This is a genomic window from Massilia sp. IC2-278 (genome assembly GCF_020708045.1).
Lineage (GTDB): Bacteria > Pseudomonadota > Gammaproteobacteria > Burkholderiales > Burkholderiaceae_D > Telluria.
Window position 1 is genome coordinate 1 of record NZ_JAJFES010000017.1, and the last position, 24,788, is coordinate 24,788.

Sequence of the window (24,788 nt, forward strand, 5' to 3'; positions counted from 1 at the left end):
GAGAAGTACTACAATACGCGGCGGTTACATCAGACCTTGGGCTACCAAACGCCTGCCGCCGTCGACGCTGCATACCGTGTGCCTAAATAACTGTCCAGGATATCCGGATCACCTCAGGTCTGACATTTGGACACGAGCTCTGCTTTATCCGGCCGGCGAGGAGAGGACTGCCATACAAATCCGGGTCGATTTCGCACCTACAGTTGAGACCGTGTCCGAATGTCAGACCTGACCCCGGCTTGGCCGGCTTGGTTTCAGACCTTCAGGAATTCCTCGCGCCCGCCCAGCCAGCGCGCCAGGTGGGCGTCGACGATGGCCACGTTTGCCGGTGTCTCGTGCTCCAGCAAACTGGCCGCGATGTCGCGCGCATGCTCGACCAGCCACTGGTCGGTTTCCAGGTCGGCAAAGCGCAGCATGGCCTGGCCCGACTGGCGCGCACCGAGGAATTCGCCCGGGCCGCGGATTTCCAGGTCGCGCCGCGCGATCTCGAAGCCGTCGGTGGTCTCGCGCATCGTCATCAGGCGCTGCTTGGCCACCTGGCCCAGGGGGCTCTGGTACAGCAGCAGGCAGACGCTGGCCGCCGAGCCGCGGCCGACGCGTCCGCGCAGCTGGTGCAGCTGCGACAAACCGAAGCGCTCGGCATGCTCGATCACCATCAGCGAGGCGTTCGGCACGTCCACGCCGACCTCGATCACGGTGGTGGCCACCAGCACGTGCACCTCGCCGGCGGCAAAGGCGTCCATGATCACCTGTTTCTCGGCCGGCTTCAGGCGCCCGTGCACCAGGCCGACCTGCAAGTCGGGCAGGGCTTCGGCCAGCGTCTCGTAGGTTTCGGTGGCCGTCTGCAGCTGCAGCGCCTCGGATTCCTCGATCAATGGACACACCCAGTAGACCTGGCGGCCTTCCAAAGCCGCCGCGTGCACGCGTTCGATCACTTCGTCGCGCCGGTTCTGGTCGATGGCGCGCGTGACGATGGGCGTACGGCCCGGCGGCAGTTCGTCGATGACGGACACTTCCAGGTCCGCGTAGTAGGTCATGGCCAGGGTGCGGGGGATCGGCGTGGCCGACATCATCAATTGGTGCGGCACCAGGCCGTCGCTGCCCTTGTTGCGCAAGGTCAGGCGCTGGCCGACGCCGAAGCGGTGCTGCTCGTCGACCAGCACCAGGCCGAGTTTGGCGAACTGCACCGAGTCCTGGATCAGCGCATGGGTGCCGATCACGAGGTGCGCCTCGCCGGTTTCCGCCATCTCGCTGGCCGCCGCCTTTTCCTTTTTCTTCAGGCTGCCGGTGAGCCAGGCCACCTTCACGCCGAGCGGCTCCATCCAGGCGGCGATCTTCCTGAAATGCTGCTCGGCCAGGATCTCGGTCGGCGCCATCAGCGCGGCCTGGTAGCCCGAGTCGATGGCCTGGGCGGCGGCCAGCGCCGCCACCACGGTCTTGCCGCTGCCGACGTCGCCCTGCAGCAGGCGCTGCATCGGATAACCCTCGCGCAGATCGGCGCTGATTTCCTTCACCACGCGCGCCTGGGCATTGGTCAGCTTGAAGGGCAGGGCCTGCAGGAAGGCTTTCGACAGGTCGCCCACCGTGCGCAGCGTCGGCGCACCCTTGTCGCGGCGTGCGCGCTGGGCCCGTTTCAGCGAGAGCTGCTGGGCCAGCAGTTCGTCGAACTTCATGCGCGTCCAGGCCGGGTGCGACTTGTCCATCAGCGCGTATTCGTCGGCGTCTTTCGGCGGGTAGTGCAGCAGCTTGACAGACGGCTCGAAGTCGCCCAGCCCCATCTGGCGCCGCACCGCCAGCGGCACGGTGTCGGTCCAGTCGACCCGCTTCATGGCTTCGCCGATGGCGCGCCGCAGGATAGGCTGCGACAGGCCTTCGCCCGACGGATACACCGGCGTCAGCGAGGTCGGCAGCGGCGCGCCTTCATTCACTACCTTGTAAGTAGGGTGGACCATCTCGGCGCCGAAGAAGCCGTGCTTGACCTCGGTGCGGGCGCGCACGCGCACGCCTTCGGCTAATTGCTTGACCTGGCTGCCGTAGAAGTTCATGAAGCGCAGCAGGATGTCGCCGGATTCGTCGGCAATCGTCACCAGCAGCTGGCGCCGCGGCTTGAAGCTGATCTCGTTTTTCGTGACCACGCCCTCGATTTGCGACACATGGCCGCCGCGCAGGCAGGCCTCGCGTATCGACACGATTTTTGTCTCGTCCTCGTAGCGCATGGGCAGGTGCAGCACCAGGTCCATGTCGGTGCGCAGGCCAAGGCGGGCGAGCTTGCTTTCTGTGGTTTTCGGGGCGGAAGTGGGTTTTGGCGAAGGCATATCTGCGGCAATTTGGCGCGGGCTGACGTAAAATAGAGGGTTCGCCGCACGCGCTGCAGCCCGTATTGTAAAGCTGCCAGCCCCCATTTTCCCAGAAATGAACAGAATGTACTCGCTTTCCGATTTCGATTTTGACTTGCCGCCCGAGCGCATCGCGCAGCTGCCGCTGCCAAACCGCAGTGCCTCGCGCCTGTTGCAGCTCGATGGCGAGCAGATTACCGACCGCCATTTCGCCGACATCGTCGACCAGCTGCAAGCCGGCGACCTGCTGGTGATGAACAATACCCGCGTGCTCAAGGCCCGCTTCTTCGGCGTCAAGGAGACCGGCGGCCAGGTCGAGGTGCTGGTCGAGCGCGTGCTGGACAACCGCACCGTGCTGGCCCAGGTGCGCGCCTCCAAGTCGCCGAAACCGGGCAACCGCATCCGCCTGGCCGACGCCTTCGAGGTCACCACCGGCGAGCGCGCCGGCGAATTCTTCACCCTGCATTTCGAAGGCGACGTGTTCGACCTGATCGAAGCCCACGGCCGCCTGCCGCTGCCGCCCTACATCGAGCACAACGCCGACGAATTCGACGAGCAGCGCTACCAGACCGTGTATTCGAAGGAGCCGGGCGCTGTCGCCGCGCCGACCGCCGGTTTGCACTTCGACCAGCCGCTGCTCGACAAATTGGCCGCCAAAGGCGTGCGGTTTGCATATGTAACGCTGCACGTGGGCGCCGGCACCTTCCAGCCGGTGCGCGTGGAAGACCTGTCGGAACACAAGATGCATTCCGAGTGGTACACCATCGGCCAGGACACGGTCGATGCGGTGCGCGCCGCGAAGGCGGCCGGGCGCGACGTGGTGGCGGTCGGCACCACCAGCCTGCGCGCGCTGGAATCGGCTTCGCAGTCGGGCGAACTGGTGGCGGGCAGTGCCGACACGGCGCTGTTCATCACGCCCGGCTACACCTTCAAGACGGTGACGCGCCTGATCACCAATTTCCACCTGCCGAAGTCGACGCTCATGATGCTGGTGTCGGCCTTTGCCGGCTACGACGCGATCCGCAAGGCCTATGCGCATGCGATCGCCAGCGAATACCGCTTCTTCAGCTATGGCGACGCCATGCTGCTGACCACTACCTCAAAATAAGCCCGTCAAGACTACCGATGCTCGAATTTACGCTACTGAAGAAAGACACCAGCGGCCTGTCGCATGCGCGCCGCGGCCGCCTGAAACTGAACCACGGCACCATCGAAACCCCGATCTTCATGCCGGTCGGGACCTACGGCTCGGTCAAGGCGATGGACCCGACCGAACTGAAAACCGTGGGCTCGCAGATCATCCTCGGTAACACCTTCCACCTGTGGCTGCGTCCGGGCACCGAGGTGTTCGACAAGTTCGGCGGCCTGCACCAGTTCATGGGCTGGGACAAGCCCATCCTGACCGACTCGGGCGGCTTCCAGGTGTTTTCGCTGGGCGCGATGCGCAAGATCACGGAAGAGGGCGTCACTTTCGCTTCGCCGATCGACGGTTCGCGCCGCTTCCTGTCGCCCGAAGTGTCGATGCAGATCCAGCGTTCGCTGAACTCGGACATCGTGATGCAGTTCGACGAGTGCACGCCATATGAAATCGACGGCCGCGCGGCCACCGCCGAAGAAGCGGCGAAGTCGATGCGCATGTCGCTGCGCTGGGCCCAGCGCTCGATGAACGAATTCAACCGCGGCGAGAACCCGAACGCGCTGTTCGGCATCGTCCAGGGCGGCATGTACGAGCACCTGCGCGACGAATCGCTGGCCGGCCTGGAAGACATCGACTTCCCGGGCCTGGCGATCGGCGGCCTGTCGGTGGGCGAGCCGAAGGAAGACATGAAGCGCATCCTGGCCCACGTCGGCCCGCGCCTGCCGGAGAACAAGCCGCACTACCTGATGGGCGTGGGTACGCCGGAAGACCTTGTGGAAGGCGTGGCCAACGGCGTCGACATGTTCGACTGCGTGATGCCGACTCGGAACGCGCGCAACGGCTGGCTGTTCACGCGCTTCGGCGACGTGAAGATCAAGAACGCCCGCTATAAAGAAGACATGGCGCCGCTGGACGAATCGTGCACCTGCTATTGCTGCACCAACTTCTCGCGCGCTTATTTGCACCACCTGCACCGCTCGAACGAAATTTTGGGTGCGCGTTTGAACACGATCCACAACCTGCACTATTACCTGAACCTGATGCAGGAGATCCGCGATGCGATCGATGCGGATGGGTTCCATGCGTTCCGGTTGCAGTTCGCGGCGGATCGCGCGCGCGGGGTGTAAGGTTTCGTAGGGTGGACACCTGTGTCCACGCTGTCGTACCTTTGCATACCGCACGATATGCAAACGTTGTACCGCGTGGACTCGGGAGTCCACCCTACAAGCCCCAACAGCCATAAAAAAACGCGGCCATCGAGCCGCGTTTTTTATTCCATCTCTACCCTTACTCCGCCGCGCGATACCGCTCCAGCCAGTGCGCATACGGCGCCGGCAGCGTCCACGACGGTTTATCCTGGCCCAGCGCCTTGGCTGCCGCATACGTATAGTGCGGATTGCCCAGGTGTGCGCGGCCGATCATGACCAGGTCCATCTGGCCTTCTTCCACCACGCGGTTGGCTACCGTCGGCGAATCGATGTTCCACGACGACGCCACCGGCAGCCCGGCTTCGCGCTTCACGCGTTCGGCGATCGGCGCCAGGAAGCCCGAAGCCCAGGGAATGTTCGCATCCGGCGTCGAGAAGCCGACACTCACGTTCAGCATGTCCAGGCCGGCGGCGCGGAACTGGCGCGTCAGTTCGATCGCCTCGTTCAGGGTTTCTTCGTCGCGGCCGTCGAACTCGATCACGCCGAAGCGCGCGGTCAGCGGGAGATTTTCTGGCCAGACGGCGCGCACGGCCGCCAGGGTCTCGAGCAGGAAGCGGCTGCGGCCGGCGAAGCTGCCGCCGTAGTCGTCGCTACGTTGGTTCGCGTGCACCGAGAAGAAACTCTGGCCGAGGTAGCCGTGGGCGAAGTGCAGCTCCAGCCATTCGAAGCCGGCCTCCAGGGCGCGGCGCGCGGCGGCGACGAAGTCGGCCTTCACGCGCTCGATGTCGGCAATCGTCATCTCCTTCGGCACCTGCGGCAGGTTGGCGCCAAAGGCGACCGCCGACGGCGAGATGGTTTCCCAGCTGCGCGGGTCGCTCGCCGGGATATGGTCGTCGCCTTCCCATGGACGCTGGGCGCTGGCCTTGCGGCCGGCGTGGCCGATCTGGATGCCGGCAACGGCGCCGCCCGCCTTGATGCCGGCGGCAATGCGCGCCAGGCCCGGCACGTGCTCGTCGGACCACAGGCCGAGGCAGCCCGGGGTGATGCGGCCTTCCGGCGAGACGCCCGTGGCTTCCACGATCACCAGGCCGGCGCCGCCGCGGGCGATGCTTTCATAGTGGGTGGTGTGCCATTCGTTGGTATAGCCATCGGTGGCGCTGTACTGGCACATCGGCGGCACCGCGATGCGGTTGCGCAGGGTGACGCCTTTGAGGGTAAAGGGAGTAAACAGTGCTGACATGAATGCGATTCTTTTTACGAGGGTATGGCTGTCCTGCGCGGCCAAGCGAATGGCTGCGCGGAACGGGAAAAGCGGGATTTACTGGTAAGCGCCGGCCGAATAGGTCAGCTCGTAGCTGTGGCTGTAGATCTCGATGATGTTGCCGAACGGGTCTTCCATATAGACCATGCGGTAGGGCTTCTCACCGGGATAATACTCCCGAACCGGCATTCTCTGCTTGCCACCGGCCGAAACGATCTTTTCAGCCAGGCCTTCGACATCCGGGTCCTGTACGCAGAAGTGGAAGACGCCGGTTTTCCAGTATTCGAAATTGTTCTGCGGACGTTCGGCGTTCGGGAATTCGAAGATTTCCACGCCAACGCGGTCGCCGGTCGACAGGTGGGCGATCCGGAACGACGACCAGCCGGCGCCGAAGACATCGGTGCACATCACGCCGATGGCGCTGTCGTCTTCCTTGATCGTGGTCGGCGCCATGATCAGGTACCAGCCCATGACGTCGGTATAGAACTTGACGGCGGCGTCGAGGTCGGTGACCGACAGGCCGATGTGGGAAAAGCTGCGTGGATAGGTAGGTGGCATGGCGGCGCTTCCTGTAAAGAGTGATGCAACCAGCCTAAGGTTTGGACGACTTAATGTAAACTAATGCATCCTTATCCATCCCATAAGAGTTGCTTATGCTGAGTCCGCAATGGCTGCGCACCTATGCTGCGGTGGTCGAGGCCGGCAGCTTCACGCGCGCGGCCGACAAGCTGGGCCTGACCCAGGCGGCGGTCAGCCAGCACATCGGGCATCTGGAAGACGCCTGCGGCGCATTGCTGATCCGCCGCCCGCGCCAGATCGAGATGACGCCCGCCGGCCGCGCACTGCTCGACTATTGCCTCGAAGTCTCCGGGGCCGACCAGCGCTTGCAGCTGCGCCTGCTCGATGCCAGCGCCGAGACCGGCGAGATCAGCCTGGTCACGCCGGGCAGCGTGGGGCTGGCGCTGTATCCGCTGCTGCTCGACTGGCAGGTGCTGCACCGCGGGCTGGCGGTGCGCCACCGCTTCGCGCCGGACCCGGAAATCCGCGACGCCGTGCTGGACAACCGTTTCGAGCTGGGCCTGCTGACCCTGAAGCCGGACGATCCGCGCCTGGCCGCCGAGCTGTTCATCGAGGAACCGCTGGAGCTGGTGGTGCCGGCCGGCGCCGAGGTGCGGGGCTGGGGCGACCTGGAGCGCCTGGGCTTCATCGACCATCCCGACGGGCAGGCAATGGCCACGCGCCTGCTGAGCCGGGCGTTTCCCGACAATCCTGGCGTGCGCAGGTTGCCGTGTACCGGCTTCGTGAACCAGATCGGACTGATCCTGGAGCCGGTGGCGCGCGGGCTGGGGTTCACGGTGATTCCGCGCCATGCGCGCCAGGCGTTTGCGAACGCGGCGGCGGTGCAAGTGGTGGAGCAGGCGGCGCCGGTGGTGGATGGCTTGTGGCTGATTCACCGGGCCGAGTGGCCCTTGTCGGCGCGGGCGGGGAGGGTGGTGGAATATTTGCGCGAACGGATGAGGTAAGCGCCCACTTACCGCTTTTGTAGGGTGGACCGGGCCACGGAGGCACCTGTGTCCACGCGGTCGTACCGATGCGTACCGTACTCGTGGTGCTCGCAATGTTCGATTGATCACCCGTGGCACCGCGTGGGCACAAGTGCCCACCCTACGAAACCCGTCTGCCGCTGTTGTGGATTTCCTACTTGCATTTTTTACAGCCAACCCCACATGCGGCGGAATGGCCGCTGGCAGTGCGCCGGTGCTAGAATACAGCGCTGTTTTTTTCATCTCATAATCGGAGTCCTTGTGTTCATTTCCAACGCTTACGCGCAAACCACCACTGCAGCCGCCGATCCTGGCCTGATGGGTAACCTGACGACCTTCGCTCCGCTGCTGATCATGTTCGTGGTCATGTACTTCCTGATGATTCGCCCACAGCAGAAGCGCCAGAAAGAAGCCAAGGCGATGATGGACGCGCTCGCCAAGGGCGACGAAGTGGTCACCGCAGGCGGCATCCTGGGCCGCGTGACCAAGGTTTCCGATACCTATGTGACCCTGGAAATCGCAACCAACACCGAACTGGTGGTGCAGAAGAACGCCGTGACCACGCTGCTGCCGAAGGGCACCCTGAAGTCCCTGTAAGCCAAGCGCCGCGGCCTGCTCGCGGGCCGCACGCCGCTCAACATAGAACGCTGGAACATCATGAATCGCTATCCGCTCTGGAAATACATACTGATCGCTGTTGCGCTCCTGCTGGGCGCGCTGTACACGGCGCCCAACTACTTCGGCGAATCGCCGGCGCTGCAAGTGACGACCGGCAAGACGACGGTCAAGATTACGAGCGACACCTCGGCGCAAGTGGCCGACGTGCTGAAACGCGAGGGTGTTCCGGCCAACCAGGTGTCGCTCGACGGCTCCGGCAACTCGACCGCCGTGCGCGCCCGCTTCGACACCACCGACGCCCAGTTCAAGGCCAAGCTCGCGCTCGAGCGCCAGCTCAACCGTGACGCCACCGACCCCGATTACATCGTCACCGTCAACCTGGTGAAGAATACCCCGGCCTGGATGCAGTCCCTGCGCGCGCTGCCGATGAACCTCGGCCTCGACCTGCGCGGCGGCGTCCACTTCCTGCTGCAAGTCGACTCCAAGGCTGTGCTCGAAACCCGCGTGAAGAGCACCCAGACCAGCGTGCGCAGCGTCCTGCGCGACGCCAACGTGCGCCATGCCGGCATCGAGCGCAACGGCAATGCCATCGAGGTGAACTTCCGCGACGAGCAGACCCGCACCGCCGCCCGCAACGTGCTGGCCAAGCAGATGGCCGACCTGACCCTGGCCGACGCCGCCGACGGCACCGAACTGAAACTGGTCGCCACCATGAAGGCCGAGGCGCTCAAGCGCATCGTCGAGGAAGGCGTCAACCAGAACATCTCGACCCTGTCGAAGCGTATCAACGAACTCGGCGTGACCGAGCCGGTCATCCAGCGCCAGGGCGCCGACCGCATCATCGTGCAATTGCCGGGCGTGCAAGACGTGGCCCGTGCGAAAGACCTGATCGGCCGCACCGCCACCCTGGAACTGCGCCTGGTCGACAACAGCGTGACCCCGGGCACCGAGCTCTCCAGCACGATCCCGCTGAACTCGGAATTGTTCACCGAAGGCCGCGGCGCCCCGGTCGTGGTGTCGAAAGACATCATCCTGACCGGCGACTACATCACCGGCGCCGTTGCCAGCTTCGACCAGAACCAGCAGCCGGCCGTCTCGGTCGACCTGAACGGCGACGGCGGCCGCAAGATCCGCCTGGTGACCCGCGAAAACGTCGGCAAGCGCATGGCGATTTTGCTGAAAGAGAAGGGCAAGTACACGGTGCCGTCGGCTCCGACCATCCAGAGCGAACTGGGTTCGACCTTCCAGATCACCGGCATCGGCAACGCCCAGGAAGCCAACGAACTGGCCCTGCTGCTGCGCTCGGGCGCGCTGTCGGCGCCGATGGAATTCATCGAGGAACGCGTGGTCGGCCCGCAGCTCGGCGCCGAGAACATTTCGCGCGGCCTGCACTCGACCCTGTGGGGCTTCGTGGCGATTGCCGTCTTCATGATCATCTACTACCACATGTTCGGTGTCTTCAGCGCCGTGGCGCTGGCCGCCAACGTGCTGTTCCTGCTGGCCCTGCTGTCGATGCTGCAGGCAACGCTGACCCTGCCGGGTATCGCCGCTATCGCGCTGGCGCTCGGTATGGCAATTGACGCCAACGTGCTGATCAACGAACGTATTCGCGAGGAACTCCGTGCCGGCGCCACGCCGCAGCAGGCGATCACGCATGGTTTCAGCCACGCCTGGGACACGATTTTCGACTCCAACGTGACCACCCTGATCGTCGGCCTGGCGCTGCTGATCTTCGGTACCGGTGCGGTGCGCGGCTTCGCCGTGGTGCACACCCTGGGCATCCTGACCTCGATGTTCTCGGCCGTGTTCGTCTCGCGCGGTTTCGTGAACCTGTGGTACGGCCGCCGCGGCAAGAAAGTGACCAAGCTGTCGGTCGGTACGGTGTGGACGCCGGGCCTGCCCGCTGAAAAGAAATAAGGACGAGGAACTGTCATGGAATTTTTCAAAATCAAACGGGACATCCCGTTCATGCGCCACGCGTTGATCTTCAACGTGATCTCGGCGCTGACCTTCGTGGCTGCCGTGTTCTTCCTGGTAACCAAGGGCCTGCACTTCTCGGTGGAATTCACCGGCGGCACCGTGATGGAACTGCGTTATCCGCATGCGGCCGACCAGGAAAAAATTCGCGCGACCCTGCGTTCGATCGGCCATGAAGCGCCGGAAGTGGCCAGCTTCGGCACCGCCCAGGACATCATGCTGCGCCTGCCGCCGGTGAAGACCGCGGTCGGCTCGACCGTGTCGGGCGAAGCCTTCAAGGCGGTCTGCGCCTCGGAAGGCGGCACTCCGAAACAGATCAACGTGACGGAAAAGGGCCAGCAGATCGAACGCACCAGCTGCGCGAATGCGGCCGGCGCCGAAGTGGTGAGCCTGCAGCGCGTCGACTTCGTCGGCCCGCAGGTGGGCGACGAACTGGCCGAAAGCGGCCTGCACGCGCTGATCATGGTGATCGTCGGCGTGGTGATCTACCTGGCCGTGCGTTTCGAGTGGAAATTCGCCGTCGCCGCGATCCTGGCCAACCTGCACGACGTGGTCATCATCCTGGGCTTCTTCGCCTTCTTCCAATGGGAATTCTCGCTGACGGTGCTGGCGGCGATCCTGGCGGTGCTGGGTTACTCGGTCAACGAATCGGTGGTCATCTTCGACCGTATCCGCGAAACCTTCCGCAAGCAGCGCAAGATGAGCGTGACCGAGGTCATCGACCACGCGATCACCAGCACCATCTCGCGTACCATCATCACCCACGCCTCGACCCAGATGATGGTGCTGTCGATGCTGTTCTTCGGTGGCCCGTCGCTGCATTATTTCGCAATGGCGCTGACGATCGGTATCTGCTTCGGTATTTACTCGTCGGTGTTCGTGGCTGCCGCGCTGGCAATGTGGTTCGGCGTGAAACGCGAAGACCTGATCAAGCCGGTCAAGGAAAAGGACGAGACCGACGGCGCCGTGGTGTGATAAGCCGGCCCGCATGAAAAAGCCGCCACGGTAAAGGCCGTGGCGGCTTTTTTTATTCCCTGCACATTTCCGCACCTCGATTTTTACAAGGAATTTGCTGATATGTGACATTTCCCGGTGTTGTGTGAGTTAACGCACAGAGCGTTGGGGTAGGGGAACCGTATAGTGGACCTGTCTCTTTCAGGACATCCCTAGTTTTGGACTTCACCCGCTCCGCTTGGAGCGGGTTTTTTTTTGCCCGGTCTGCTTACGCGGCGAATAAAACAGAAATGTCACATGAATGTGAAATGGCGCACAGAGTGTGCGGGAACCGGGAACTATAGTGGAGCTGTCTCTTTCAGGACATCCCTAGTTTTGGACTTTGCCCGCTCCGTTTGGAGTGGGCATTTTTTTTGTGGAATGGAATTGCGAAGGGCAGGATGGCAAGCGGTATTGGGGCTGTTGCCTGTTGCGCTATTGGTGTGTTGAATCCGCGTGGGCACGGAGTGCCCACCCTACGGGATACGTTGCGTATCCGCGTTTCGTACGATTCGCTGCTGGTGGTGGACTGTATGGGTTTGTATGAACTCGCTATTAACGGCGCCCTCACGGTTTTCGCGTGAACTCGCCATTAACGGTGACCGTAGGGTGGGCACTCGTGCCCACGCGGATCATGCAAACCGATAACAGCGCAGGCAACAGCCCCATTAACAGCCGCGTACGATTTAAAAATTACAATAACGCCGACGTCAAACTCTGCACCTCTTCCGCCGACTCTTCCATAATCCGCGCCAGGGTCCCATCCCCCACCGCAAAATCAATGGTCGCCGCCGCCTGCACACTGGTCGCACCCGGCCGTTCCAGCAAGGGCGAATGCTCCGGCGACAAATCGTTCGCCAGCAACAAGGTATCGCCCAAGGTCTCCGGCGGCAGCGCCCGCATGCCATTCCACATGGCCTCGATCGCCCCCATCACCGGCGCCGGCACGCCCAGCTTGAGCAGCACGCCGCGGCCGATCGCCACTTCGCCATGCTCCAGCCAATCCTCGGCGCCGCCTTCGAGCAGCCCCGGATACGCATGCGCGCGCGACAGCATATAAAAGCCGCCCACCTCGTGCACGATGCCGGCAAACATCGCCGTCTCCGGATCGACAAACGACACCCGGCGTGCGATCACCTGGGCCAGCGCAGCCACGTGGGCCGAGTGGCGCCACAATTGATCGGCCTTGGCACGTAGCACCGGATCGGTGATCTCGCTGCTGAGCTGGCGCACGATGACGGACGCCGCCAGCGCGCCCAGCGTACGGAAACCCACGCGCTGCACGGCGGCGCGCACGTTGGTCACGTCGTTGCCGGCGCGGTTATAGGTAACGGAATTGGCGATCGCAACAGTGCGCGCCGCCAGCAGCGGCTCGGCCTGCACCAGGCGCGCCGCCGCATCGGCGTGGCAATCGGGATCATTGAGCGCACGCTGCAGCTTGAGCGTGGCGTCGACATTGGTCGGAAAACTGAGCTCGCCGCGGATGGCCTGGGCGGCGATGCTCTTGAGGGCGTCTAGTCTGTCCATCGAAAAATTATACTCCCTGCGAACAGCCACACTTCGGAGTATTTGCTCCAAAGCATCTTTTTACAACGCCAAACGTCTCGCGATCAAGGCTCGCTGAAGATGGCGTCGCAGTCTTCCTTCGGCTCTTCGGTGTCCTGCAGTTCGTCGACCAGGCCCAGGTCGAACAGTTCCTCGACGGCGTTCATGAAGCTGTTCAGCTTGGTGGCGCCGATCAGGCGGTAGATCTCGCCGTCTTCGTTGCGCACGCCGATTAGCATGGCTTCCTCGCGTACTTCGGCTTCCGACACCACGTCGAGCAGGATATTGCCGATGATGTGCTTGTCGAAGTGGGCCGGCTTCTTGCCGTCGATCAGGGAAGTTTTCAAGATGGTTCCTTTTGTTGTGATAATGAAGGGGAAGGGCGTCCTGCCCCGAGTATCCGTTCGCGCAATTTCCTCAGCGCGCCGTCGACCTCGTCGAATTCGGCATCGCTGAAATCTTCGAACAATTGCTTGCCGTGTGCAACCACCTTCGGGAACACATCGCGAAACACCGCTTCGCCGCTATCGGTCAGGCGCACGAAATACGAGCGTTTGTCCTCATCGCTACGTTCGCGCAGCACCAGCTGTTTCTGCTCGAGCCGCTCGATGACGCCGGTCAGCGTGCCTTTCGTAATCAGGGTGCGTTCACCCAATTCCTTATAGCTCATGCCGCTGGTATTGCCGAGCGTGGCGATGATGTCGAATTGCGCGTGCGTCAAACCGTACTGGCGCACGGATTCGCCCGAATACCGTTCGAAGCCCTGCAGGCATTCGGCCAGCAAGCGGACGCTCTTTAAATATCGTTCCCCCATGAAGCGAGATTATAGCCGCGAGCAGCCTTTCGGCGACGACGGTTCGCCTTTTACGGCCGAGGCGCGTACCATACCCGCTTTTCTCCGCGCCGCATTCCATGACCCGCCATCTCCACGGCATATTCGCTCTGCTGCTCGTCACGCTGGTCTGGGGCACGACCTTCCCGGCAATGAAAGACCTGACCGGCCATTTCTCGGCCGTGTGGATCATTCTCGTGCGCTTTGTCCTCGCTGCCGTATTGTTGTCGCCCTTCCTGTGGCGCGGCAAGCTGGCAGACATGCGTGCCGGCGCCATACTCGGCGCTTTGTTGTTTTTCTGCTTCGTGTTCCAGGTCGAGGGCCTGGCCCTGACCAGCTCGAACCGCAACGCCTTCATCTGCGGCCTGAACGTGCTCGTGGTCCCGCTGCTGGGCGTGCTGGCTGGCCGCTTGCCGGAGCGCCGCATCGTGCTGGCGTTGATTATGTCGATCGCCGGCCTGGCCGCCCTGTGCTGGGACGGCGGCGCCTGGGGCACGGGCGACTCGCTCGCCCTGATGAGCGCGCTGTGCTTCGGCGTCTACATCAAGGTAATGGAAGTGCAGACCCGGCGCGCAACGCGCCTGCTCACCGTCACCGCCGCCCAGATTGCCACGGTCGGCCTGTGCGCCGCGCTCTGGCTGCTGGCGCGCGAACTGCCGGGCGAGGCGGTGGCGCGCGCCGCCTACCTCGACGGCGTATTCAGCAAGCTCGGCCAGCACGGCTGGAACTTCGCCTACCTGGGCGTGGTCGCCACTGCCGCCATCATCTCGCTGCAAACCTGGGGCCAGTCGCGCACCTCGGCCAACGAAGCGGCGGTGGTGTATGCCTTCGAGCCGGCCGCGGCCGCCTTCTTCGGCTACTTCTGGCTGGGCGAAGCCTTGACGGCGCGGGGCTGGCTCGGTGGCTTGCTGTTGATCTCCGGTATGATAGTCAGTCAATGGAATTCCGAACGCCGGCCATCCGCCGCGCTTGCTCCCGAGTGAACAACATCACGATCCGCTTCAATGCCGCAAGCTGAACTGTCCCGCCTGGCGCAGGAGAGGCCGCTGCGCGTGCTGCTCGTGAATGCCGGCGAGCCGGACACGATGAGCTGGTCGGGCCTGGCCCAGCCACTGCGCCTGGCCGCCAAGATCCTCGGCCCCGAGCGCCTGCACGTGGACGTGCGCAGCCCCGACAAGTTCACCAGCGACGCCCAGCGCCACTGGCACCTGGTGCTCCTCGCCGCCGACGAAGCCCAGGCCGGCCTGAAACCCGCCAACTTCCGCGCCCTGGTCGAACGCTGCCGCGCCGCGCCGTTCTGGGGCGGCGTGGGTGCCGGCGTGCTGTGGCTGGCCGAGGCCGGCGCCCTGAACGGCGTGCGCACCGCGCTGCCATGGTCGCTGTACGCCGGTGCCGACAGCCGCGCCGACCAGGCCGTCTTTACCCCCAATCTCTACGAAATCGAAGGCGAACGTTTGACCTGCTGCGGCGGCGCGGCGTCCGTGGACTTCGCGCTGACCTTGATCGACATCATTTTCGGCTCGACCGTGCAGGCGCAGGTAAAAGAGATCTTGTGTGTCGACAGGGTGCGCGGCAAGGAAGAGCGCCAGCGCGTGGCCTTGCAAGCGCGTTTCGGTGCGCTGCAGCCGAAACTGACCGAGGCGGTGACGCTGATGGAAGCAAATATCGAGGAGCCGCTGTCGACCGACGAGATTGCCCAGCTGGCGGGGGTGTCGCGGCGCCAGCTGGAGCGGCTGTTCAAGCAGTATCTCGGCAGTTTGCCGTCACGCTATTACCTCGAACTGCGCCTGACGCGGGCGCGGCAGCTGCTGCTCGATACCAATTACTCGATCGTGCAGGTGGGGCTGATGTGCGGGTTTTCGTCAGGGTCGCATTTTTCGACGGCGTTTGGGGCGTTGTTTGGAAATACGCCGCGGGAAGAACGACAGCGCAGGCTCGCTGAATGAAGTAATAGTTGTTAAGCTATTATGTAATAGCAAAATTTACTGCCTTAACCGCTAAAATCTATTTGACGGTTAAGGCAATTAAGATACTGAGTCTTTTGCGTCGTTAGCCGAGATTCTTACACTCGTCTAAAACCGGGACGCGGTACGTTGCAGGTGAGTGAATAATTGCGAGGGCATCCTTGCGTTTGGTTCGGCTGCCCGAATAAATCGTTTTCCCCTGCCGTCCGCTTGTTATTAAAAATCCGTTTTTGACTAAGCTCTCGATTACCTCAGGGGCGATCATACGTGCACGATGGTCTAATCCACGTAACAAAGCACTTTCGAGCCTTGAGTTACCTGCTTGAGCATAAATTTTTCTAAGAGTAACCACTAGAACTCGCACTCCTAACGGGAGGCCCGAGCTGAGAACATCACTATTTACAGAATAGGCACTAGAGAAGTTGTCGATCTCGCAATCTGAAAACTGTTTGGTTGGAAGATCGTGAGTCGACGCTCGTCCTTCAACGTTTCCAATAAGGCAAGCAATAAATTTAATATCTTTTGGAGCGTCGGTACCTTCAGGAAGGATTAAGTTCTCAATTAAGCAATTTGCAAAGTTTATTTTAAGATTTTCAAAATAATCTTGACAAAGGTCGAGCTCTTTCACGTCGATTCCATTAAATTCTAAGTGCGACGTTGGCATTCCTACATAAATGAGAGCCGAAAATATATCATAGGCTAACTCATTGTTGCCCCCGCTGAGCTCACGCGATAAACATGCTTCAATTGCTCCGGGTAAAATCCCTTCTTGTTCAAGATTTGCACACACAACGTGGATCCCAACTGAATTTAACTGTTGAGAGACATTTCTTATCTCTTCTTTATAAGAATCAGTGCCGTAAGGGAATTTAATATGGGATGCTACCAAAGTCGCGCTAGCAGCGTTTAAAAAATCATCATCAATGAATATGCGGCTGCTCGGATTGTCCGGGGCGATCCCTAGACCAGGCAGTCTTAACAACAACCCTCGCTCGTCTTCAGTTACGGCATTTCCTGTTGCATTATAAAAAATCTCGTCCATTTCAGTTGGGGTAAAACTCTTCTGCAAAGAGATGCTTTGACGTGCCTTTGTCGCCATCAAGCCCCAGAATTTAAGAATCGAGTCTTTGTCAACCCCCTCGGACTGGTCACTCTCGCGCCCAGCAATCATTGTAAGCAAAGCTGACCACGCAAATCCTTCAGGAAAAGCTCCAGTAGTTGATACCTTCACCGCATCTTGAATCAGTTTCTTATTAATTAAATAGCTTAAAAATAACGGGCGAGTTGGTATCCACTGCGGCAAAGCCTCATTATAACCTTTACGTGCCAAAAATTTGCTTGCTTGTTCAGAATCAAATGGTTGAACCATGAAATGTTCAAAAACTCCTTCAGGAACACCTAGGGCCTCTCTCATTTCTACATCTGAATCAAAATAAGCCCCACGCCCGGCAATAATGATTGATGAATTTTTTGGAGTCTGTCGAATAAGCTTTTTTACAACAGCGTGTGTACTTCGTTTGAACTCACGAAGCTTCCTATGATCACCTGTCCAACCTCGTGTCGACAACTCATCGAACCCATCGATAATCAAATCAATATAGCCGGCACTCCACGCAGCGACCAATTTACGAGGTTCGACTGCGTTTGCTCTTGCATGTCGTTCAAGGAGTTCAACGGGCTCTTCTTGTCCGATATGCTCGCGCAGATTAATTGCAATCGGACACCGAAAAGTCTTATTTTCTGAAAAGTCTCTTAGTAAATGGAAGAATACTTCGCGCAATAGCATACTTTTGCCGATGCCATACTCTGCTGTAATAACCACACGGGCTTTGTTGCGCACTTCTTCAATGAGTTCATTCAAGGTCTTACTGCTACTGTCTACGACGCGCGTTATCGTAGGTTCTACAAAATCGCTTCTAGGGACTTCAAAAGAGTGTCCAACGTGATCGTACACGGATCCAAACTGTTTGCCAGCTCTAATGCGAAGATATGATTGTGCGTCAAACAAAAGCGATCTTAGCTCATCAAAAGAGACTATTTTTGTCGTTTTTTCATATTTCTTGACCGCTGCTTTTTGATCTGCAGTCGGTTCATGAAGTGTTACAAGAAAACCTCGTGCCATGTGGCCTTCAGTTCTTTTCTTTGCAACTAAATCATGGGTTTTCTTCGCATCGTATTCAGCTTTGTCTTTCTTCTTTTCAGTAGTTGCTTCAACTATAGTGAAGAAGTCTCCATTCCAAAATATACCGTCTCGCTCTCGCTCATCGACCTTCTCAGCTCCTTGCCCTAAGGAGTTGGAAAATAAGTTGCGACAAATTCTCCGCACCTCATCTTCGAATTCTTCACCAGTAAAGTGGCGCATTAATATTTTCTCCCTAAGTTATTGGTATAATTTCATCCACAGCGACATGAGATTATTTTTAATATAAAATGCAGTTGTGCTCATATCAGTATTGCTCAGAACGACGAGCCTGTAGATTTTTCACAAAACATCAAAGCTTGTTCTTAAATAATATTATATTCGCGCCGTAAATAATACTAAACATAAACCATGTAAAAATCCCAAATTTTGAAATTTTATGAGTTTGCTGCTGACATCTACTAGAATCTTACATAATAGTTAAGTGATAACGGAAGAGCAAGCTTCTTCCGCAATGTTTCCAATATGAAACATTTGATGTTTAAGTCGTCGACGAAAAATGAAAATCCCCGTCGCACTTCTGTAAGAACCCACCCCCCGACCTCCCTATAATGACCAGACTCGGCGCCCGTCCCTTGGCGCGCCTGTCACGAACTTAGGATGAGGAAAAAGTCATGAATGCAAAGCTTGATTCGGGTGTCACAACGCGGCCTGTCACTCGGCAGACCTTCGACGAAGTCCTCGTCCCGACCTACGCTCCGGCTGCGATGGTGCCGGTGCGCGCTTCGGGCCTGGACGTGTGGGACCAGGAAGGCAAGCACTACCTCGACTTCACCTCCGGCATCGCCGTCTCGAGCCTGGGCCACTGCAACCCGGTACTGGTCGACGCGATGACCAAGCAGATCAACACCCTCTGGCACCTCGGCAACGGCTACACCAACGAGCCGGTGCTGCGCCTGGGGTCGGCCCTGACCGAAGCGACCTTCGCCGACCGCGCCTTCTTCTGCAACTCGGGCGCGGAAGCGAACGAAGCAGCCCTGAAGCTGGCGCGCAAGTACGCGCACACCAAGTTCGGCCCGCACAAGTCGCGCATCATTTCCTGCCTGTCGTCCTTCCACGGCCGCACCCTGTTCACCGTGTCGGTCGGCGGCCAGCCGAAGTACACCGAAGGCTTCGAGCCGCTGCCGCAGGAAATCAACCACATCCCGTACAACGACATCGATGCGGCGCGCGCCGCCATCCTCGATGACGTGGCGGCCGTGATCGTCGAGCCGATCCAGGGCGAGGGCGGCGTCATCCCGGGCAACAAGGAATACCTGCAAGCCCTGCGCGAGCTGTGCGACAAGACCGGCGCGCTGCTGATCTTCGACGAAGTGCAGTCGGGCGTGGGCCGCACCGGCACCCTGTACACCTACATGGAAACCGGCGTGACCCCGGACATCCTGACTAGCGCCAAGGCCCTGGGCAACGGCTACCCGATCGGCGCCATGCTGACCACGAACGCGATCGCCGAGCACTTCAACGTCGGCTCGCACGGCACCACCTACGGCGGCAACCCGCTGGCCGCGACCGTGGCGCTGAACGTGATCGAAACGATCAACCAGCCGGCCTTCCTGGCACGCGTGAAGGAAGCCAGCGCCAAGATCTTCGCCAACCTGGACAAACTGTCGGCCGACTACCCGCAACTGTTCGGCAAGGCCCGCGGCATGGGCCTGCTGATCGGCCTGCCGATGGCCGAAGGCTACAAGGGCCGCGCCAAGGACCTGACCAAGGTCGCCGAAGGCCTCGGCCTGATGCTGCTGGTGGCCGGCTTCGACGTCGTGCGCCTGGCGCCGGCGCTGATCGTCTCGGACGAGCAGATCGCCGAAGCCGACCGCATCATGCGCGCCGCCGTCGAGCAGTTCCTGGCTGCCTGATCCGCGAAAAGCCATAGCACGCTGCAGTAACAAGGCCCGCGGAACAGCGCGGGCCTCCGTTCGTTTGCACTGAGGTCTTTTTGGGAGTTCACATGTATGTTGTCCGTCCGGTAGAACTGTCGGATATCGGCGCGCTGGAAAGCCTGGCCGCCGTGACGACGCCGGGAGTGCACACGCTGCCGCGCACGCGCGACGCGATCACCGCCTTTGTCGAGCGTTCCATCGCCTCGTTCGCGGCGCAGGTCGACATCCCGAGCGAAGAGTCTTACCTGTTCGTGCTGGAAGACACGGCCAGTAACGAGGTTGTCGGGACCGCCGCCGTGCACGCCTCGGCCGGCTCGAACGGCACCTATTTCGCCTTCCGCAACGACGTCATCCAGCAGGTCTCGCGCGACCTGAACATCAGCCACAGCGTGCACGCGCTCACCCTGTGCTCGGAGCTCACCGCCTGCTCGCAGCTGGCCGGTTTCAACCTGCGCGACCGCGAGCGCGCCGGCATCGAGGCCGCGCTGCTGTCGCGTGCGCGCCTGCTGTTCGCGGCGCTGGCGCCGCACCGCTTCGGCGACCGCTTCTTCGTGCCGCTGCCCGGCGTGACCGATGGCGACGGCCAGTCGCCGTTCTGGAATGCGCTTGGCCGCAAGTTCTTCAAGATGGATTTCCTGGAGGCCGAGCGCATTATCGGCGGCGCGCGCAACCGCACCCTCATCGTCGAGCTGATGCCGCACTATCCGGTGTATGTGCCGCTGCTGCCGGGCGACGCCCAGGCGGCCATGGGCCAGATCCATCCGAGCGGCCAGCTGGCCTTCAAGCTGCTCACGGAAGAGGGTTTCGAAGCGGACGAATATGTCGACATCTTCGACGGCGGCCCGATCCTGGCGGCGCATAAACTGTCGCTGCGTTCGTTCTGCGGCTCGCAGCAGCGCCGCGTCGAGAGCGCATCGCGCGGCAATGGCGCCACCGTCACCTACGCGGTGGCGACAAGCGCCGACCGCTTCCGCGCCGTCACCGTGTCCTGCCCGCCCTGCGATACGTCCGACGCCATCTGCCTGCCGGCCGAGGCACAGCAGGCGCTGGGCGTGGCGCCGGGCGATTCCGTCATCTGCGTCAGAATCTGAGAGAGGCACCATGCTCGTCATTCGTTCCATTGCCGCCTCCGATCTCGACGGCCTGATCGACCTGGCCACCCAGGTCGGTAGCGGCATGACCACCCTGAAGCCCGACCGCAAGATGCTCGGCGATCGCGTCGACTGCGCCGTTGCCTCGTTTGCCGAAACGATCCCGCCCGAAGAGCGCGACTACATGTTCGTGCTCGAAGACACGAGCAACGGCCGCCTGGCCGGCATCTGCGCCATCAAGGGCGCGGTCGGCCTGACCGAACCGTTCTATAACTACCGCATCGGCACCCTGGTGCACTCCAGCCGCGAACTGAACGTGTTCACGCGCATGGAAACCCTGTACCTGTCGAACGATCTGACCGGCGCGACCGAACTGTGCTCGCTGTTCCTGCAGCCGGACTACCGCAGCGGCGGCTACAACGGCAAGTGGCTGTCGAAAAGCCGCTTCCTGTTCATCGCCCAGTTCCAGCAGCTGTTCACCGAGAAGATCATCGCCGAGATGCGCGGCTATTTGCTGGAAGACGGCACCAGCCCCTTCTACGAAGGCCTGGGCCGCCACTTCTTCAAGATGGACTTCAACCACGTCGACGGCCTGACTGCCATCGGTAAAAAATCCTTCATCGCCGAGCTGATGCCGCGCCAGCCGCTGTACGTGGACTACCTGCCGGAGTCGGCGCGCGAAGTGATCGGCCAGGTGCACCGTTCGACCCTGCCGGCGCGCAAGCTGCTGGAGCAGGAAGGCATGCACTACGACGGCTATGTCGACATCTTCGATGCCGGTCCGGTGCTGCAGGGCCGCGTGTCCGACCTGCGCTCGGTGCGCGACAGCGTGCTGCGCGTGGCCGTCGAAGGCAAGCCCGAGGGCGACACCGATTGCCTGCTGGTGTCGAACACCAAGCTGCACGATTTCCGCATGGTGCTGGCGCAGACCACGATCGACGGCACGGAAGCGGTGCTCTCGGCCGACGAGCTGGCGCTGCTGCATTGCGAGGCGGGCGACACGGTGCGCACGCTGTCACTCAACGTTAGGAAGAACAATGGCTAACCTGTCGAACTACATCAACGGAGAATGGCTCGCCGGCAGCGGCGCGGAACTGGTCACGATCGATCCGTCCACCGGCCGCCAGACCTGGACCAGCAACGAATCGAACGAAGACGACGTCGCCCGCGCCGCGCAGGCCGCCCGCGACGCCTTCGAGGACTGGGCCTTGACGCCGCTGGAAGAACGCATCGCCATCTGCACGCGCTTCCGCGATTTGCTGAAGGAGCACACCGAGGAACTGGCCGCGACGATTGCCGAGGAAGTCGGCAAGCCGCTGTGGGAAGCGCGCACCGAAGTGGCGACCATGGCCAACAAGATCGACATCTCGGTCCAGTCCTACGGCGCGCGCACCGGCGAAACGAATGCCAAGGTCGCCGACGGCAATGCCGTGCTGCGCCACCGCCCGCACGGCGTGTTCGCCGTGTATGGCCCGTACAACTTCCCCGGCCACCTGCCGAACGGCCACATCGTGCCGGCCCTGATCGCCGGGAACACGGTCGTGTTCAAGCCGAGCGAATACGCGCCGCGCACCGCGGTGAAAACCGTGCAGTTGTGGGAACAGGCCGGCCTGCCAAAGGGCGTGCTGAACCTGGTGAGCGGCGGCCGCAACACGGGTATTGCGCTCGGCGCGCAGCCGCAGATCGACGGCGTGCTGTTCACCGGCAGCAGCCAGACCGGTGCAGCCCTGCACAAGCAGTTCGGCGGCCAGCCGGGCAAGATGCTGGCGCTGGAAATGGGCGGCAACAATCCGCTCGTGGTGTGGGACGTGAAGGATATTGATCCGGCCGTGCACCATGCGGTGATGTCGGCCTTTATCTCGGCCGGCCAGCGCTGCACCTGCGCGCGCCGCCTGGTGGTGCAGGACACGCCGGAAGGCCAGGCGTTTATCGACCGCCTGGTGGAAGTGGCGAGCAAGCTGCAAGTTGGCCCGTCGAACGCCGAGCCGCAGCCCTTCATGGGACCGGTCGTCTCCGCAGCGGTGGCCGCGCGCCTGGTGCAGGCGCAGGCCGAGATGGCGCAGAAGGGCGGCAAGGTGCTGCTGCAGATGCGCCAGCTCGACCCGAACGCCGGCTTCGTCACCGCCGGCATCGTCGACGTCACCGATGCGCAAGGCATCCCGGACGAAGAGTGGTTCGGCCCCTTGCTGCAGATCTTGCGCGTGAAGGATTTCGATGCGGCGCTGAAGGTGGCGAACGCCACCGAGTTCGGCCTGGCCGCGGCGCTGCTGTCGCCGTCGGAAGAACTGTGGAAGCGCTTCGCGGTGCGCGCCCGTGCCGGCATCGTCAACTGGAACCGTCCGACCACGGGCGCGGCCAGTTCAGCGCCGTTCGGCGGCGTGGGTAAATCGGGCAACCACCGTCCGAGCGCCTACTATGCGGCGGACTACTGCGCCTACCCGGTCGCTTCGATCGAAACCTCCGAACTGGAAATGCCGGCCAAGCTGTCGCCTGGTCTGAGCTTTTAATTGAGCTTCTGATATGTTTAACGCGCGCGAATACAACTTCGACGGCCTGGTTGGCCCGTCGCACAACTATGCCGGCCTCTCGTTCGGCAACGTCGCTTCGTTCAGCAACGTGAAGAGCGCCTCGAATCCGCGCCAGGCGGCGCTGCAGGGGCTGGCCAAGATGCGTGCGCTGGCTGCGCGCGGCTTCGGCCAGGCGGTGATGCCGCCGCAGGCGCGTCCGAATTTCCGCCTGCTGCGCAGCCTGGGCTTCTCGGGAACCGATGCCGACGTGCTGGCGCAAGCCTGGCGCGAGGCGCCGGTGATCCTGTCCTGCGCCTGGTCGGCCGCGCCGATGTGGACGGCCAACGCCGCCACGGTCAGCCCCTCGGCCGACACCCGCGACGGCCGCGTGCACTTCACCGCCGCCAACCTGAACAACAAGCTGCACCGCTCGGAAGAGCACGTGCAGGCCACGCGCACGCTGCGCCACATCTTTGCCGACCACGACCACTTCGTGGTGCACGACACGCTGCCGGCCACGCCGGCCTTTGGCGACGAGGGCGCGGCGAACCACACGCGCTTTGCCGCCGACCATGGCGCACCGGGCGTGGAGTTCTTCGTGTACGGCCGTGTCGAGTTCGACCCGTCGGCCCCGGCCCCGAAAAAATACCCGGCGCGCCAGACCCTGGAAGCCTCGCAAGCCGTGGCGCGCCTGCACGGCCTGGACCCGGCGCGCACCGTGTTCGCCTCGCAGAATCCGGACGTGATCGACCAGGGCGTGTTCCACAACGACGTGATCGCGGTCGGCAATGGCAACGTGCTGTTCTACCACGAGCAGGCATTTGCTGACGAAGCGGCAACCATCGATGCGCTGCGTCGGACGGCAGCGGGTGTAGGCTTCGAGTTTGCGCCGGTGCGCGTGGAGACCGGCATGGTGCCGGTTGCCGACGCGGTGGCGAGCTACCTGTTCAACAGCCAGCTGCTGTCCAAGCCGGACGGGAAGATGGCGCTGGTAGTGCCGCACGAGTGCCGCGAGAACGACGCCGTGGCGCGCTATTTGAACGGGCTGGTGATGAGCGGCGGTCCGATCGACGAACTGATCGAATTCGACCTGCGCCAGAGCATGCGCAACGGCGGCGGGCCTGCCTGCCTGCGTCTGCGTGTGGCGCTGACCGACGAGCAGGCGGCGGCCATGCATGGCGGCGTGATCATGACCGAAGTCTTGTACGCGCAGCTTGTGGAGTGGGTGGAGAAGCATTACCGCGACCGGGTCGAGCCGAAGGATTTGATGGACCCGCAGTTGGCGATCGAGTGCCATACGGCGTTGGAAGCGCTGGAGCGCATTCTCGGTTTGCCCGGTTTATACGATTTCGGTTGATATCGCCGATGATCAGCCGGTGAGACCGCGTGGGCACAGGTGCCCACCCTACGAAAGCGGCACACCGTAGGGTGGACTCCCGAGTCCACGCGGTGCAGCGGTAGAGAACAAACACAGCGTCGCGCAGCGCCGCCAGCAGTAGAACAAGTAGGGTGGGCTCTTGAGCCCACGCGGTACAGAAGCGAAGAACAGATAATGCGTCGCGTAGCGCCGCACACGTAGGGTGGGTTCTCGAACCCACCAACAAACAGCAGCACAGAAACAACAGCAGCAAAGACCCGACGCCGAGCGCAACCGCGCCATCGTCGACACGATCAACGAGTTACACGCTTCCAGGACAAGGAAGCCAAGGACCTGGACGGGACAACCCCGTCCACCAAACGCCGGTGCATGCAAA

General features: G+C 61.8%; 20 protein-coding genes. 13 read left to right on the forward strand and 7 right to left on the reverse strand.

Translation table 11 applies throughout. The features are described from left to right. Positions 1-254: 254 nt before the first annotated feature. Positions 255-2,315 (reverse strand): ATP-dependent DNA helicase RecG, encoded by a 2,061-nt coding sequence (recG, locus tag LK540_RS21820; protein ID WP_229439468.1) that lies wholly within the window; start codon positions 2,313-2,315, stop codon positions 255-257. A gap of 106 nt (positions 2,316-2,421) precedes the next feature. Here recG and queA point away from each other — a divergent pair, with 106 nt between their 5' ends. Next, on the forward strand, positions 2,422-3,444 hold the full coding sequence (gene queA / locus LK540_RS21825) for a tRNA preQ1(34) S-adenosylmethionine ribosyltransferase-isomerase QueA (protein WP_229439470.1): 1,023 nt from the start codon (positions 2,422-2,424) through the stop codon (positions 3,442-3,444). 17 nt (positions 3,445-3,461) lie between these two features. Then, complete coding sequence (gene tgt, locus LK540_RS21830; protein ID WP_229439472.1) at positions 3,462-4,601, forward strand: tRNA guanosine(34) transglycosylase Tgt; 1,140 nt, start codon at positions 3,462-3,464, stop codon at positions 4,599-4,601. A 160-nt stretch (positions 4,602-4,761) separates the two neighbouring features. Here the strand turns inward: tgt and LK540_RS21835 are convergent, their stop codons facing one another. Beyond that, positions 4,762-5,862, reverse strand: coding sequence for an NADH:flavin oxidoreductase/NADH oxidase (locus LK540_RS21835; RefSeq protein ID WP_229439474.1), 1,101 nt, complete (start codon positions 5,860-5,862; stop codon positions 4,762-4,764). Positions 5,863-5,940: 78 nt separating this feature from the next. After that, on the reverse strand, positions 5,941-6,441 hold the full coding sequence (locus LK540_RS21840; RefSeq protein ID WP_229439475.1) for a lactoylglutathione lyase family protein: 501 nt from the start codon (positions 6,439-6,441) through the stop codon (positions 5,941-5,943). A gap of 95 nt (positions 6,442-6,536) precedes the next feature. Here LK540_RS21840 and LK540_RS21845 point away from each other — a divergent pair, with 95 nt between their 5' ends. The 4 genes from LK540_RS21845 to secF all read left to right on the forward strand — a co-directional run bounded on the left by LK540_RS21845 (position 6,537) and on the right by secF (position 10,997). Continuing rightward, on the forward strand, positions 6,537-7,406 hold the full coding sequence (locus LK540_RS21845) for a LysR family transcriptional regulator (RefSeq protein ID WP_229439477.1): 870 nt from the start codon (positions 6,537-6,539) through the stop codon (positions 7,404-7,406). Between the two features lie 282 nt (positions 7,407-7,688). Further along, positions 7,689-8,024 carry a preprotein translocase subunit YajC gene (yajC, locus tag LK540_RS21850; protein WP_229439478.1) on the forward strand — a complete coding sequence of 112 codons (336 nt, stop codon included), beginning with the start codon at positions 7,689-7,691 and terminating at the stop codon, positions 8,022-8,024. A gap of 60 nt (positions 8,025-8,084) precedes the next feature. After that, a complete protein-coding gene (gene secD / locus LK540_RS21855) occupies positions 8,085-9,962 on the forward strand; it encodes a protein translocase subunit SecD (protein ID WP_229439480.1) in 1,878 nt (625 codons plus the stop codon). A gap of 15 nt (positions 9,963-9,977) precedes the next feature. Next, a complete protein-coding gene (gene secF, locus LK540_RS21860; RefSeq protein ID WP_229439482.1) occupies positions 9,978-10,997 on the forward strand; it encodes a protein translocase subunit SecF in 1,020 nt (339 codons plus the stop codon). 711 nt (positions 10,998-11,708) lie between these two features. Here the strand turns inward: secF and LK540_RS21865 are convergent. The 3 genes from LK540_RS21865 to LK540_RS21875 form a co-directional block, all read right to left on the reverse strand. After that, positions 11,709-12,542 (reverse strand): HDOD domain-containing protein, encoded by an 834-nt coding sequence (locus LK540_RS21865; RefSeq protein ID WP_229439484.1) that lies wholly within the window; start codon positions 12,540-12,542, stop codon positions 11,709-11,711. A gap of 83 nt (positions 12,543-12,625) precedes the next feature. Then, positions 12,626-12,907 carry a hypothetical protein gene (locus LK540_RS21870; protein ID WP_229439486.1) on the reverse strand — a complete coding sequence of 94 codons (282 nt, stop codon included), beginning with the start codon at positions 12,905-12,907 and terminating at the stop codon, positions 12,626-12,628. Continuing rightward, positions 12,904-13,374, reverse strand: a complete 471-nt coding sequence (locus LK540_RS21875) for a MarR family winged helix-turn-helix transcriptional regulator (RefSeq protein ID WP_229439488.1) — start codon at positions 13,372-13,374, stop codon at positions 12,904-12,906. The genes LK540_RS21870 and LK540_RS21875 overlap by 4 nt, the downstream gene beginning before the upstream one ends. A 98-nt stretch (positions 13,375-13,472) precedes the next feature. Here LK540_RS21875 and LK540_RS21880 point away from each other — a divergent pair, with 98 nt between their 5' ends. Together LK540_RS21880 and LK540_RS21885 are read left to right on the forward strand one after the other, a co-directional pair. Beyond that, positions 13,473-14,375, forward strand: coding sequence for a DMT family transporter (locus LK540_RS21880; RefSeq protein WP_229439490.1), 903 nt, complete (start codon positions 13,473-13,475; stop codon positions 14,373-14,375). A gap of 21 nt (positions 14,376-14,396) precedes the next feature. Continuing rightward, the gene (locus LK540_RS21885; RefSeq protein WP_229439492.1) at positions 14,397-15,338 is read left to right on the forward strand and encodes a GlxA family transcriptional regulator; all 942 of its coding nucleotides are present in this window, start codon (positions 14,397-14,399) and stop codon (positions 15,336-15,338) included. A 103-nt stretch (positions 15,339-15,441) separates the two neighbouring features. On the opposite strand, the gene LK540_RS21890 is transcribed toward LK540_RS21885, so the two are convergent. After that, complete coding sequence (locus LK540_RS21890) at positions 15,442-17,718, reverse strand: NACHT domain-containing NTPase (RefSeq protein WP_229439493.1); 2,277 nt, start codon at positions 17,716-17,718, stop codon at positions 15,442-15,444. A 452-nt stretch (positions 17,719-18,170) separates the two neighbouring features. On the opposite strand from LK540_RS21890, the gene astC reads away from it, so the two are divergent. The 5 genes from astC to astB all read left to right on the forward strand — a co-directional run bounded on the left by astC (position 18,171) and on the right by astB (position 24,391). Continuing rightward, positions 18,171-19,412 (forward strand): acetylornithine/succinylornithine family transaminase, encoded by a 1,242-nt coding sequence (gene astC / locus LK540_RS21895; RefSeq protein ID WP_229439495.1) that lies wholly within the window; start codon positions 18,171-18,173, stop codon positions 19,410-19,412. 92 nt (positions 19,413-19,504) lie between these two features. Further along, the gene (locus LK540_RS21900; protein ID WP_229439497.1) at positions 19,505-20,527 is read left to right on the forward strand and encodes an arginine N-succinyltransferase; all 1,023 of its coding nucleotides are present in this window, start codon (positions 19,505-19,507) and stop codon (positions 20,525-20,527) included. Positions 20,528-20,537: 10 nt separating this feature from the next. Further along, a complete protein-coding gene (gene astA, locus LK540_RS21905; protein ID WP_229439499.1) occupies positions 20,538-21,572 on the forward strand; it encodes an arginine N-succinyltransferase in 1,035 nt (344 codons plus the stop codon). Continuing rightward, positions 21,565-23,034, forward strand: a complete 1,470-nt coding sequence (astD, locus tag LK540_RS21910; RefSeq protein ID WP_229439501.1) for a succinylglutamate-semialdehyde dehydrogenase — start codon at positions 21,565-21,567, stop codon at positions 23,032-23,034. Before astA ends, astD begins: the two co-directional genes overlap by 8 nt. Before the next feature lie 13 nt (positions 23,035-23,047). After that, on the forward strand, positions 23,048-24,391 hold the full coding sequence (gene astB, locus LK540_RS21915) for an N-succinylarginine dihydrolase (RefSeq protein ID WP_229439503.1): 1,344 nt from the start codon (positions 23,048-23,050) through the stop codon (positions 24,389-24,391). The last annotated feature ends 397 nt before the right edge of the window (positions 24,392-24,788 follow it).

What these genes read in the sequence shown, in the direction of transcription:
- recG (WP_229439468.1), bottom strand. Translation starts at nt 2,315, where the DNA reads ATGCCTTCGCCAAAACCCACTTCCGCCCCGAAAACCACAGAAAGCAAG.
- queA (WP_229439470.1), top strand. Translation starts at nt 2,422, where the DNA reads ATGTACTCGCTTTCCGATTTCGATTTTGACTTGCCGCCCGAGCGCATC.
- tgt (WP_229439472.1), top strand. Translation starts at nt 3,462, where the DNA reads ATGCTCGAATTTACGCTACTGAAGAAAGACACCAGCGGCCTGTCGCAT.
- LK540_RS21835 (WP_229439474.1), bottom strand. Translation starts at nt 5,862, where the DNA reads ATGTCAGCACTGTTTACTCCCTTTACCCTCAAAGGCGTCACCCTGCGC.
- LK540_RS21840 (WP_229439475.1), bottom strand. Translation starts at nt 6,441, where the DNA reads ATGCCACCTACCTATCCACGCAGCTTTTCCCACATCGGCCTGTCGGTC.
- LK540_RS21845 (WP_229439477.1), top strand. Translation starts at nt 6,537, where the DNA reads ATGCTGAGTCCGCAATGGCTGCGCACCTATGCTGCGGTGGTCGAGGCC.
- secD (WP_229439480.1), top strand. Translation starts at nt 8,085, where the DNA reads ATGAATCGCTATCCGCTCTGGAAATACATACTGATCGCTGTTGCGCTC.
- secF (WP_229439482.1), top strand. Translation starts at nt 9,978, where the DNA reads ATGGAATTTTTCAAAATCAAACGGGACATCCCGTTCATGCGCCACGCG.
- LK540_RS21865 (WP_229439484.1), bottom strand. Translation starts at nt 12,542, where the DNA reads ATGGACAGACTAGACGCCCTCAAGAGCATCGCCGCCCAGGCCATCCGC.
- LK540_RS21875 (WP_229439488.1), bottom strand. Translation starts at nt 13,374, where the DNA reads ATGGGGGAACGATATTTAAAGAGCGTCCGCTTGCTGGCCGAATGCCTG.
- LK540_RS21880 (WP_229439490.1), top strand. Translation starts at nt 13,473, where the DNA reads ATGACCCGCCATCTCCACGGCATATTCGCTCTGCTGCTCGTCACGCTG.
- LK540_RS21885 (WP_229439492.1), top strand. Translation starts at nt 14,397, where the DNA reads ATGCCGCAAGCTGAACTGTCCCGCCTGGCGCAGGAGAGGCCGCTGCGC.
- LK540_RS21890 (WP_229439493.1), bottom strand. Translation starts at nt 17,718, where the DNA reads ATGCGCCACTTTACTGGTGAAGAATTCGAAGATGAGGTGCGGAGAATT.
- astC (WP_229439495.1), top strand. Translation starts at nt 18,171, where the DNA reads ATGAATGCAAAGCTTGATTCGGGTGTCACAACGCGGCCTGTCACTCGG.
- LK540_RS21900 (WP_229439497.1), top strand. Translation starts at nt 19,505, where the DNA reads ATGTATGTTGTCCGTCCGGTAGAACTGTCGGATATCGGCGCGCTGGAA.
- astA (WP_229439499.1), top strand. Translation starts at nt 20,538, where the DNA reads ATGCTCGTCATTCGTTCCATTGCCGCCTCCGATCTCGACGGCCTGATC.
- astD (WP_229439501.1), top strand. Translation starts at nt 21,565, where the DNA reads ATGGCTAACCTGTCGAACTACATCAACGGAGAATGGCTCGCCGGCAGC.
- astB (WP_229439503.1), top strand. Translation starts at nt 23,048, where the DNA reads ATGTTTAACGCGCGCGAATACAACTTCGACGGCCTGGTTGGCCCGTCG.